The organism is Aliidongia dinghuensis (assembly GCF_014643535.1).
Lineage (GTDB): Bacteria > Pseudomonadota > Alphaproteobacteria > ATCC43930 > CGMCC-115725 > Aliidongia > Aliidongia dinghuensis.
Map to the genome: position 1 here is coordinate 22321 of NZ_BMJQ01000033.1, position 10494 is coordinate 32814.

The 10494-nt window shown below is 65.8% G+C and carries 12 protein-coding genes; 5 read left to right on the forward strand and 7 right to left on the reverse strand.

The window, feature by feature from the left end; all coding sequences use genetic code 11:
• Positions 1-8: 8 nt before the first annotated feature.
• The 7 genes from IEY58_RS33105 to IEY58_RS33135 are packed head-to-tail and all read right to left on the reverse strand — an operon-like array spanning position 9 to position 5666.
• Entirely contained in the window at positions 9-1043 is a 1035-nt protein-coding gene (locus IEY58_RS33105; RefSeq protein ID WP_189052460.1) for a succinylglutamate desuccinylase/aspartoacylase family protein, read from the reverse strand.
• 34 nt (positions 1044-1077) lie between these two features.
• Positions 1078-1422 (reverse strand): RidA family protein, encoded by a 345-nt coding sequence (locus tag IEY58_RS33110; protein ID WP_189052461.1) that lies wholly within the window; start codon positions 1420-1422, stop codon positions 1078-1080.
• Positions 1423-1481: 59 nt separating this feature from the next.
• A complete protein-coding gene (locus IEY58_RS33115) occupies positions 1482-2270 on the reverse strand; it encodes a transporter substrate-binding domain-containing protein (protein WP_189052462.1) in 789 nt (262 codons plus the stop codon).
• Between the two features lie 43 nt (positions 2271-2313).
• The gene (locus IEY58_RS33120; RefSeq protein ID WP_189052463.1) at positions 2314-3042 is read right to left on the reverse strand and encodes an amino acid ABC transporter ATP-binding protein; all 729 of its coding nucleotides are present in this window, start codon (positions 3040-3042) and stop codon (positions 2314-2316) included.
• Positions 3029-3676: an amino acid ABC transporter permease gene (locus IEY58_RS33125; RefSeq protein WP_189052464.1), complete on the reverse strand. Its 648-nt coding sequence runs from the start codon at positions 3674-3676 to the stop codon at positions 3029-3031. Before IEY58_RS33125 ends, IEY58_RS33120 begins: the two co-directional genes overlap by 14 nt.
• A 12-nt stretch (positions 3677-3688) precedes the next feature.
• A complete protein-coding gene (locus IEY58_RS33130; protein ID WP_189052465.1) occupies positions 3689-4357 on the reverse strand; it encodes an amino acid ABC transporter permease in 669 nt (222 codons plus the stop codon).
• Position 4358: 1 nt separating this feature from the next.
• Complete coding sequence (locus IEY58_RS33135) at positions 4359-5666, reverse strand: alanine racemase (protein ID WP_189052466.1); 1308 nt, start codon at positions 5664-5666, stop codon at positions 4359-4361.
• Positions 5667-6149: 483 nt separating this feature from the next.
• Between IEY58_RS33135 and glnH the strand changes: the two genes are divergently transcribed.
• The 5 genes from glnH (at position 6150) to IEY58_RS33160 (ending at position 10316) form a co-directional block, all read left to right on the forward strand.
• Positions 6150-6893, forward strand: coding sequence for a glutamine ABC transporter substrate-binding protein GlnH (gene glnH, locus IEY58_RS33140; RefSeq protein WP_189052467.1), 744 nt, complete (start codon positions 6150-6152; stop codon positions 6891-6893).
• A gap of 80 nt (positions 6894-6973) precedes the next feature.
• Positions 6974-7612: a glutamine ABC transporter permease GlnP gene (gene glnP / locus IEY58_RS33145; RefSeq protein ID WP_229744149.1), complete on the forward strand. Its 639-nt coding sequence runs from the start codon at positions 6974-6976 to the stop codon at positions 7610-7612.
• A complete protein-coding gene (gene glnQ, locus IEY58_RS33150; protein WP_229744150.1) occupies positions 7609-8337 on the forward strand; it encodes a glutamine ABC transporter ATP-binding protein GlnQ in 729 nt (242 codons plus the stop codon). The genes glnP and glnQ overlap by 4 nt, the downstream gene beginning before the upstream one ends.
• Positions 8327-9373, forward strand: a complete 1047-nt coding sequence (locus IEY58_RS33155) for a C45 family autoproteolytic acyltransferase/hydolase (RefSeq protein WP_189052469.1) — start codon at positions 8327-8329, stop codon at positions 9371-9373. The genes glnQ and IEY58_RS33155 overlap by 11 nt, the downstream gene beginning before the upstream one ends.
• Before the next feature lie 10 nt (positions 9374-9383).
• Complete coding sequence (locus IEY58_RS33160) at positions 9384-10316, forward strand: MurR/RpiR family transcriptional regulator (protein WP_189052470.1); 933 nt, start codon at positions 9384-9386, stop codon at positions 10314-10316.
• The last annotated feature ends 178 nt before the right edge of the window (positions 10317-10494 follow it).

Here is a 10494-nt window from a genome sequence, read left to right on the forward strand (position 1 = left end):
CCGTGTCGTCAAATATCATGGGCGCGCAATGCCTTTTCATCGATCGGCCGGGCGACCTGGATCAGACAATCGCCCGCTTCGCTGTCGCTGTGAAGGCGGCGCGAGATGACAATGCCACTGTGTGCAAAGGTGAGCGCCTGTTCGGGGCGTTCGAGGTCGCTCAGATCATGGTACCAGCCGGCGAGATCGCCCGCCGCGACTTCGGCGCCGACGTCGACCGCCGGCTCGAACCAGCCGCGCCGCGTGGCGAAGATCGCCTGCTCGTGGCTGTCCAGCATCAGAAGCCGGGTCGGGCTCGTGACCGGCGGGTGGTCACCCAACAGCGGTGCCTCGACCATGCCAACGGCCTGCAGCAGGTTGTCGATCGCCCGGGAGGTCAGCGCCATGGTCGCGGGCGTCACCGTGCCGCCGCCGCCGAACTCGCCGCTGAGACCGATGGCGCCGGCACGGGCCGCCGCCGCCATAGAGGTCGGGGCCGTGGCGCCGTTCTCCGCGACGAAGCCATAGGGCATGCCGAGCGCGGCCATGAGTTCGAGCGCCCGGCCGAAGCGCTCGGGCGGCCCCTGGCGCTCGACGAGCGAGCAGGGCAGATGCGCCATCGAGGTGCCGCCCGAATGGAGGTCGAACACGATGTCGTGGCGCGGGAACAGCTCATGCTCGAGGAAGTGGGCAAGGCGCTCGGTCGGCGTGCCGCCCGGATTGCCGGGGAAGGCCCGGTTCAAGTTGCCTTGGTCGAGCGGAGAGCGGCGCCGCGCCGCCATCACGGCTGGCGCGTTGGCGATCGGCAGGATGGTGAGTTCGCCGCGGATCCGTTCCGGCGTGATCCGGCGGACGAGGCGGCCGAGCGTGATTTCGCCCTCGTACTCGTCGCCGTGGTTGCCCGCCATGAGCAAGATCCTGGGTCCGGTACCGCGCCGCACCCGGCAGACCGGGATCTTGACCTGGAAATAGGGCGACCGGTCGACCGAAAACGGAATGCCGAGAAAGCTCAGCGCCTTGCCGTCGGCCGTGAGATCGAGGGAGTGGAACAGGCCGGTGTGCATGAACTTCTTCTTTAACTTCTTCTTCCGGGGTCGGTCAGACGGCCGCGATCGCGGTCATCTCGACGCGCAGGTCGGGATCGGCGAGGCGCGCCTCGACGCAGGCGCGCGCCGGCGGGTTGGCCGGATCGATCCAGCGGTCGTAGATCTCGTTCATCGCGTCGAAATCGCCGATCTGCGGCAGGAAGACGTTGACCGCGACGAGCTTCGACTTGCTGCTGCCGGCCTCGATGAGCAGCGCCTCGATCTTGGCCAGCACGTCGCGCGTCTGTTCCTGGATCGACCCTTTGCGGTTGTTGGCGACCTGGCCCGCGATATGGACGGCACCGGCATAGACGACGGCCTGGCTCATGCGCGAGCCGACCTGGAAACGCTGGATCATCGGGAACTCCTTGAGATGGGAAGAGGTACCGCGCCGCTCGGGACGGCGCGGCGACGGGATCAGATCTGCGGCAGGGTCTGCGCTTCCTTGAACCACTTCACCTGCAGGGCCGCGAGCTTGCCGTCGAGGCGATGGCAGAACAGGAAGGTGTTGATCCAGTTGAGGAAGTTCTGCTCGCCCTGGCGCACCAGCGCGTGGGCCGGCGACTGACGGATCAGGAACTTCAACTGCACTTCCTTGCTCGGGTTGTCCTCGGAGACCTTGAGCGCGATGGCGCTGTTCTCGGCGAACATCTCGACCTGGCCGGCGAGATAGGCGGCGATGGCAGACGGCGTGTCCTCGAAGCGCACGATGTTGGCATCGGGCGCGTTGTCGGTCAGCCAGACGTCGAGCGTCGAGCCCTTGGCGACGCCGATCGAATGGCCCTTGAGCGCCGTCACGTCCTTGGCCGCCTCGATGCTCTTCGGTCCGTAGACGCCGAGGTTCACCGCGGCATAGGGCTGCGAGAACATCGCCTGCAGCGCGCGCTCGGGCGTGGCGCCGGCCGCCGCGATCAGCACGTCGACCTTGTCGGCGAGCAGGCTCGGGATCCGGCTGGCGCCGGTGAGCGGGACGAGGTCGAGCTTGACGCCGAGGTCCGTCGCCATCTGCTTTGCCAGATCGACGTCGAGGCCGGCGGCCTCGCCCTTGGCGTCCTTGAAGCCCCAGGGGGCGGCATCGAGCAGCACGCCGACGCGCAGCGTGCCGGCCTTCTGCACGTCCTGCAGCTTGTCGGCGCGCGCGAGAGCCGGCAGCGCCAAGAGGACGACGGCGAGGGCGGTCGCCAGAATGTTTCGAACCCCAGTCATGGAATGACCTTTCCTGTTGAACGGCGTTTGTTGTCGGGTGGCGCTAGCGGATCGATCCGATGAAGCTCTTGAGCTCCGGCGTCCGCGGGTTGGCGAAAAGCTCGGCCGGCGGCCCCTGTTCCCAGACCGTGCCCTGGTGCATGAAGACGAGCTTGGTCGCGACCTGGCGGGCGAAGCCCATCTCGTGGGTGACGAGCACCATGGTCATGCCCTGGCGCGCCATCTCCTCCATGACCTTCAGCACCTCGCCGACGAGTTCGGGATCGAGCGCCGAGGTCACTTCGTCGAACAGCATGAGGTGCGGCGCCATGGCGAGGCAGCGCGCGATCGCGACGCGCTGCTGCTGGCCGCCCGACAGGCGCTCGGGATAGGCGTCGATCTTGTCGGCGAGGCCGACGCGCTCCAGGACCTCTCGCGCGAGCTTGCGGCCCTCGGCCTTGGCGATCTTGCCGGTCAGCACAGGGGCGAGCGTGATGTTGCGCTCGACCGTCAGGTGCGGGAACAGGTTGTAGGCCTGGAACACGATGCCGACGCGTTGCCTGAATTCCCTCAGGTCGGGCATGTCGGCATGGACGCGCTTGCCCTCGACCCGGATTTCGCCGCCATCGATCCGCTCAAGCCCGTTGAGGCAGCGGAGCAGCGTCGATTTGCCGGAGCCGGAGCGGCCGATGATCGTAACGATCTCGCCCTCCTCGATCTCGAGCGAAACGCCGCGCAGCACATGGACCGGGCCGAAGCTCTTGTGGACGTCCGAGATTTCAACGAGAGCCAAGGCGAGTCTCCAGGGAGCGCGACCAGAGGGTGAGCGGCAGGCACAGCGCGAAATAGAGCGCCGCCACGGCGCAATAGACGGCGAGCGGCTGAAACGTCGCCGCACTCACTAGCTGTCCGGCGCGGGCGAGCTCGACGAACCCCACGATGGAGGCGAGCGAGGTGCCCTTGATGAGCTGGACCAGGAAGCCCACCATCGGCGGCAGCGCCAGGCGGAGCGCCTGGGGTGCGATCACATGGCGGAACTGCTGCCAGCGGGTGAGGCCGAGGCAGGCGGCCGCCTCCCACTGCGCGTGCTTCACCGCCTCGATGCCGCCGCGCCAGATCTCGCCCAGGAAGGCGGCGGTGTAGATCGTATAGGCGATGCCGACGGCAACCAGCGCCGGCACTTCGATGCCGAGGAATACCGGTACGCCGAAATAGAAGAACATGAGCAGGCCAAGGAGCGGCACGCCTTGGACGAGCTGCAGGAGTGCCGTGGCAAGGAAGCGCGGCAGCCTGGCGCCGCTCGTGCGCATGAGTGCCAGGCCGAGCGCGAGCGGTCCGCCGCAGGCGAGCGCGATCGCGAGTAGGGCCAGCGTCCAGCGCAGCGCGGTCAGGAGCGACAAGAGGTCGGCGGCGGTGAGGGAACGCATCGGCCGGCCTCCTCAGCGCCTGACGGGCCAGCGGAACACGAGCCGCCCGGCCGCCGCGAACAGCAGCTTGAACGCCATGGCGAGCGCGAAATAGAGCGCGCAGATCACGGCATAGACCTCGAAGCTGCGATAGGTCCGGCTCTCGATGAAGCTGCCGGTGTGGAACAGCTCCGGTGCCGAGACCTGGGAGGCGAGCGAGGAGCCGAGCAGCAGCAGCACGAACTGGCTCGTCATCGCCGGATAGATCGCGCGGAGCGCCGGCGGCATGACGACGTGGCGGAAGCTCTGCCAGCGCGTGAGGCCGAGACAGAGGCTCGCCTCGATCTGGGCCTTGGGCACGGCTCCGAGGCCGGCGCGGACGATCTCGACCGCATAGGCGCCAAAATAGAGGCTGAGCGCGATCGCGGCGGCCGGCAGGGGTGGGAGCCGTATGCCGATCGCCGGCAGGACGAAGAAGATCAGGAACAGCTGGATCAGCGCCGGCGTGTTGCGCACGAGCTCGATATAAGAGCGGATTGCGACCCGGACCGGTGCCGGGCCGCTGCGCAGCAGCAAGGCGCCGGCAATGCCGATCATAAGGCCTGCGCAGGCCGCGATCACCGTGAGCGCGAGCGTCAGCAGCGCGCCGTCGAGCAGCATGCCCTGATAGCGCCAGAGCGGCTGAAAGTTGAGCGACGGCATGTCAGCCGAAGAAGGTCCGGTAGGCGGTCCGCACCCGCCCGTCGGGATCGAGGCCGAACAGCACGCGCCAGCGGTCGAGGCAGGTGCAGGGGTGCGAGATGCCGAATTCCAGCACGTCGCCGACGGCGAGCGGGCTGTTGTCGGAAACCGCCAGGAACGCATGCTGGTCGTTGAGCTTCGCGACGCGCGCGTGATCGGGATCGAAGCCGTCGACCGGCGCACCGTCACGATATGCTGCAAGCGGCCGAGGCAGATCCTGGTCGAATGACACGTCGCGCATGCCGAAGCCCAGGATGGCGAGGCCGGGCTCGGGCCGCGACAGGACTTCGCCCCAGAGCCGAAGCGCCGGGCGGAAACTCGTGGCGGCGGACCGGACGATCCCGTTCACGACGAAGCCCTGCCGCTCGTCCATGGCGCGCAACGCCCGATCGTAGGTGCCGTGGTCATGGAAGAACAGCGCACCGCTGCGCAGCAGCAGCGTGGCATTGCCGTCCGCGGCGATAGGTGCGGATGCGGCACCCACGACCAGGTCGAAGAAGGCGGAGCCGCCGGCGGAGAACAGCAGGGGCGCCGTTGGCACGCGCTCGCGAACGCGGGCGAAGGCGTCGAGCGCCCGCGTCATCAGCGCCTCGATCGCCTGTCGGGTCGCAATCGGATCGGCGCTTGCCGCTGCACCCTCATAGGTCGCAATGCCGCCCAGCGCCAGCCGACCGTCGGCAGCCTGGACCGCGGCGATGATCTGCTCGACGGTCGCTGCGTCGCGGGCGCCGCCACGGCCGATGCCGACCTCGACCAGGACCGGCAGGGCCGAACGGTTTGCCTCCGTGGCGGCGACGGCGAGCGTTGCCACCGCTTCCGGCGAGTCGGCGAAGATCCGCACGTCGACGTCCGGATAAGCCGCGAGAAGGGCGCCCAGCCGCCGGCCGCTTGCGATCCCGCCGATCTCGTTGGCAAGCAGCAGCCGCTTGATGCCGGCACGCAGCATGACCGTGGCCTGCTGCAGGTTCGCGACCGTGATGCCCCAGACCCCGGCCGAGATCAGATCCGCGGTCAACTGCGGCGCCATCGGCGTCTTGGCATGGGGAGCCAGTGCGGCGCCGTGGCTGCGTACATAGGCGAGAAGCAGCTCGCGGTTTGCCGTGAAGGCTGCTTCGTCGAGCGTCAGGACCGGCAAGCTCATCTCGCCGCGTGCCGGATGCCAGCCGCAGTAAGCTACATCACGCAGCTTCATGGGCGTCGTGCCGGGCGGGACGCCCCGTACGGTGTCGTCGAGCGGACCATCCAGCGTATCTGCGATAAAAGCGTGCATTCGTCCGGGCGCGGTTCAGTGAGTTTTGACAACGTTACCATTTCATAGAAATTTGCAAATGACAACGTTGTCATTGAAGATCTATCGACCATACGCCGTTGAGCCGTCGCTGCGCTAAGCGTCTGCTTCCGCGTTCCGAGCACCAAAAGCCGCCGTTCCGCCCTCGGCCAGCTCCGCCCCTTCCGCTTCGCGCCCAAATCGGTCATTCGGCGGCAATCGAAGGAGCCCCGGGCGCGGACCGGGATACAACCGTCGCTCACCGGCGCCACGAGGAAGCCCTAAGCAAACCTGCACAGAGGTGGTCATTCCGGTCCTTTCGGGAGCTCCCAAAAGCTGCACGGTTGCTCACTCGGTTGCATCTAAAAATGTGCATATACGAATCGTGAGCAAATTTATAATGCGACAAGTCGCAAAAAGAGTCGTATATTTGCGGATCGCACTGAAAGGCAAATTTCAGGCGCATTCGCAGAGGAGTGCTTCACGATGAAAATGAAATTCCACCAGGTCCTGATCGGCGCATTCATCGCGGCCGTCTCGCTCGGCGCCGCGCAGGCCAAGGACCTGATCGTCGCCACCGACACGGCCTTCGTGCCGTTCGAGTTCAAGCAAGGCGACAAATATGTCGGCTTCGACATCGATCTTTGGGATGCCGTCGCCAAGGACATCGGCGTCACCTACACGCTGCAGCCGATGGACTTCAACGGCATCATTCCGGCACTGCAGACCAAGCAGGTCGACGTGGGGCTCGCCGGCATCACCATCAAGGACGAGCGCAAGAAGGTCATCGATTTTTCCGACGGCTACTACGACAGCGGCTTCCTGCTGATGGTTCCGGCCGCCAGCAAGATCGCCGGCCCGCAGGATCTCAAGGGCAAGACGCTGGCAATCAAGACCGGCACTTCGGCCGCCGATTACGCCAAGGCGAATTTCAAGGACACGGAACTGCGTCAGTTCCCGAACGTCGACAATGCCTATCTCGAGCTTCAGACCGGCCGCGTCGATGCCGCCATGCACGACACGCCGAACGTTCTCTACTACGTCGCGACCGCCGGCGCCGGCAAGGTCAAGGCCGTGGGCGAGCAGATGATGGCCCAGCAATACGGCATCGCCTTCCCCAAGGGCAGCGACCTGGTCGCCAAGGTGAACGCCTCGCTCGCCAAGCTGAAGAAGAACGGCACCTATGCGGCGATCTACAAAAAGTGGTTCGGAACCGAACCTAAGATCTAGTCGCCACGCGTCTCGACGCCAGCGCGCCGGCAGCCCCGGCGCGCGCCATGCGAGTAAGTCAAATGCAATTCGACTGGTCGGTGGTCATCAGTTCTCTGCCCGCGCTTCTGGGCGGCGCGCGGCTCACCATCCTCATCGCCCTCGCCGGTCTCGTCGGAGGCCTTGTCGTCGGAACCGTGGCAGGCTTCATGCGGGCCTATGGACACTCGTTCCTGAACGCAACCGCCTTCGCCTATGTCGAGATCATCCGCGGTACGCCGATCGTGGTGCAGGTGATGTTCATCTATTTTGCCCTGCCGGTCCTGGCCGATGTGCGCGTCAACCCGATGACGGCCGCAATCACCGCCATCATCGTCAATGCGGGCGCCTACATCGCGGAAATCGTGCGCGGAACGCTGCTCTCGGTCAGCAAGGGCCTGAAGGAAGCGGGGCTGGCGCTCGGCCTGCCGATGTGGAAGGTGCTGGCCTATGTCATCGGCCCCATCGCCTTTCGCCGTATGATCCCGCCGCTCGGCAACCAGTTCATCGTCAGCCTCAAGGACACTTCGCTGTTCATCGTCATCGGCGTCGGCGAACTCACCCGGCAGGGCCAGGAAATCATGGCCTCCAACTTCCGCGCGGTCGAGGTCTGGACCGCCGTTGCCATTCTCTACCTCGTCATGACGAGCTCCTTGACCATCGTTCTCCGGCTCGTCGAAAAGAGGATGCGCATCCTGTGAGCATCGTGGAATTCAGAAACGTCACCAAGACGTTTGGCTCGATCACCGTGCTGAAAGACGTCGATCTGGACATCAAGGCCGGCGAGGTGGTTGTGCTGATCGGCCCGTCCGGCTCCGGCAAGTCGACACTCCTGCGCTGCATCAACGCGCTGGAGGAAATCGACGGCGGAGACCTGGTGGTCGACGGCATCAGCGTCCGCGAGGGCCGTTCGCGCGTGCGCCTCATCCGCCAGGAAGCCGGTATGGTGTTCCAGCAATTCAATCTTTTCCCGCAGATGACGGCGCTGGAAAATGTCGCGTTCGGCCCGCGCCGGGTGCGCGGCGTGGCCAAGGCGGAAGCGACCGAGCAGGCGAAGGCGCTGCTTGCCAAGGTCGGCCTCGCCGAGCGCAGCCATCACTACCCGACGGAACTCTCCGGCGGCCAGCAGCAGCGTGTCGCCATTGCGCGCGCGCTCGCCGTCAGGCCGAAGCTGATGCTGTTCGACGAGCCGACATCGGCGCTCGATCCGGAACTTCGCCAGGAAGTGCTGCGCGTCATGCAGTCGCTTGCCGAGGAGGGAATGACCATGATCGTCGTCACCCATGAGATCGCCTTCGCCCGCCAGGTCGGTACGCGGCTGATCTTCATGGAGGGCGGCAAAATCACCGTCGACGGCGATCCCGCCGTTCTGCTCGACAATCCCCAGAATCCCCGGCTTCGCGAGTTCCTCCAGCATGTCCACTGAAGTCTCTCGTGGGCTTGCCAGCCTCGAAATCGAAGGCAACTCCTTCGAGATCGGTGCGGCCCTCGGCCGCCACGGGGCAGAGATCGTCTCTCGTTACCTTGTGCGCACCCATGCCTGGGCTTTCGTCACAAGCTTCCGCGACAGCGATCTCGTGCGCTCGGCGAAAGCGCTGGCGGAAGCCCGCTTCCCCCGCTATCTCGAAGAGCTGAAGGGGCTCGCAGCCGGTCTCGGCCTTGCCTTCGACGACGTCTTCGCCTGGAATTGCCGCGGCGATATCTGGGCGATGAGCCCGGACGGCTGCACGACCGTGCAGATACCGGGCGCCGAGCCGGTCGTGGCGCATAACGAGGACGGCGATCCAGGGCTAAGATCCGGCTGCGTGCTGGCCACGGTGCGCCCGGAGAGCGGCCGCGTCTTCACTGCCTTCGTCTACCCGGCCTCTCTTCCCGGCCATACCTTCGCCGTCAACGACGCGGGGCTGGTGATGACGGTCAACAACATCCGCTCGCGCGCCACGGGGGAGGGCCTGCCGCGCATGATCCTGACACGGGCGCTCATCGATTGCGGCACGCTCGACCAAGCACTTGGCCTCGTCCGGCAGCAGCCCCGCGCCGGCGCGTTTCATCTGACGCTTGCGCAGGCCGGCGAAGCGGAAATCGTCAGCGTGGAATTCACCCATGCCAATGTTTCCGCCCGTCCTGTCCGCCGCCTGTCGAGCCATGCCAATCATCTTGTCCATGACGGCATGCGCGTCGAGCGCCAGATCGTCACCGCCTCCTCGCGCTCCCGCCAGGAACGGGGTGACGAGATGATCGCGGCAGCGGGCGGTGCGATCGATCCGCTGACCATCCTCCGCGACACCGCGCGCGCGGCCCTGCCAATCCACCGCATGCAGCCGGATGACCCCGACAACGAGAACACGCTGGCGACGGCGATCTTCAAGATCGGCGCGGACAAGGTGGAATGCGCCATCTATGATGCGGCCGACAGCCAGCCGCGTTTCCGCTTTACCCAGCCGCGGACATCTCCTGCATGAGGTTTTCCGCATGACTCCAGACGGCAAACCGGTAGCGTCTTTGCGCCCGGCAACGCTGGAGGAGCTTCGGGCGCTGACGGTCGAGATCCAGCGCGGGGAAACGGAGATTTCGCTCGGCGGCAAGGCGCTCGACGTGCTGTCGCGCCTGGTGGACACACCCGAGCAGACGGCGGTCCGCACCATTTCCGAACTCGCCGATGCGCTCGCCATCAACGCATCGACGCTGACGCGCCTTGCCAAACGGCTGGGGTATGCGGGGTTCAGCGATTTCCAGGACGTCTTCCGCCAGGCCATCGCCGACGACGAGCGTTATTTCTACAGCCGGCAGGCCGGGCGGCTGATATCGGTCAATCAGGAGGCGGGCGAGGAAATCCATATCCTGGAGCGGCTTGCGGCGGAATCGAAGGCCAATATCGACGGCTTTCTGTCCCAACTCGACGGCAGGTCGCTCAACGGCGCGGCGGCTCTGCTCGCCAACGCCAGACGTGTACGCGTTTACGGCGTTCGCCAGTTTCACGCCTTTGCAAGCTTCCTGACCTACGGCCTGGCGATGCTGCGCACCGACGTGGCCCTTCTCGATGCGCCGCGGCTCGGCGAGGCGGAAGGATTGGCGCAGCTATCGCCCGGCGATGTTCTGGTCGTCGCGAGTTGCGCGCCCTACACACGCAATGTCGCCGAGGTCGCTGCTGTCGCCGCCCGCAAGGGCATCGCGGTCGTCGCGGTGACCGATACGCGATCCTCGCCGCTCGTTCCCCCGTCCGGCCACGCCTTCCTGGTACCCCACGCCAGCAGCTTTTTCAGCAACAGCATGGGTGCCTATATCGTTTTCTGCGAGGGGTTGCTCAATCTCGTCGCCCGCGCGCTCGGAGACCGGGCGATCGAAGCGCTCGCAGAACGCGAAAGGCTGATTGGCGAGCTGCAGATCGAGATCGACAAGCCTTAGCCTGAAAAGATCTTACGATCGGGGCCTTTCGCGGATGGATCGAGGATCAGTTAGAGCGGTTTGCGATCATGCTGGGTCATAGCCCGCGGTCTTGAAATAGTTGAGGCACTCATCGGGCTCGTAGAGGTCGCAGATTTCGCCGATGGCCTGCCAGAGGTCCTCGATCGTCCTGGCGGCG

What these genes read in the sequence shown, in the direction of transcription:
- IEY58_RS33105 (WP_189052460.1), bottom strand. Translation starts at nt 1,043, where the DNA reads ATGCACACCGGCCTGTTCCACTCCCTCGATCTCACGGCCGACGGCAAG.
- IEY58_RS33110 (WP_189052461.1), bottom strand. Translation starts at nt 1,422, where the DNA reads ATGATCCAGCGTTTCCAGGTCGGCTCGCGCATGAGCCAGGCCGTCGTC.
- IEY58_RS33115 (WP_189052462.1), bottom strand. Translation starts at nt 2,270, where the DNA reads ATGACTGGGGTTCGAAACATTCTGGCGACCGCCCTCGCCGTCGTCCTC.
- IEY58_RS33125 (WP_189052464.1), bottom strand. Translation starts at nt 3,676, where the DNA reads ATGCGTTCCCTCACCGCCGCCGACCTCTTGTCGCTCCTGACCGCGCTG.
- IEY58_RS33130 (WP_189052465.1), bottom strand. Translation starts at nt 4,357, where the DNA reads ATGCCGTCGCTCAACTTTCAGCCGCTCTGGCGCTATCAGGGCATGCTG.
- IEY58_RS33135 (WP_189052466.1), bottom strand. Translation starts at nt 5,666, where the DNA reads ATGCACGCTTTTATCGCAGATACGCTGGATGGTCCGCTCGACGACACC.
- glnH (WP_189052467.1), top strand. Translation starts at nt 6,150, where the DNA reads ATGAAAATGAAATTCCACCAGGTCCTGATCGGCGCATTCATCGCGGCC.
- IEY58_RS33155 (WP_189052469.1), top strand. Translation starts at nt 8,327, where the DNA reads ATGTCCACTGAAGTCTCTCGTGGGCTTGCCAGCCTCGAAATCGAAGGC.
- IEY58_RS33160 (WP_189052470.1), top strand. Translation starts at nt 9,384, where the DNA reads ATGACTCCAGACGGCAAACCGGTAGCGTCTTTGCGCCCGGCAACGCTG.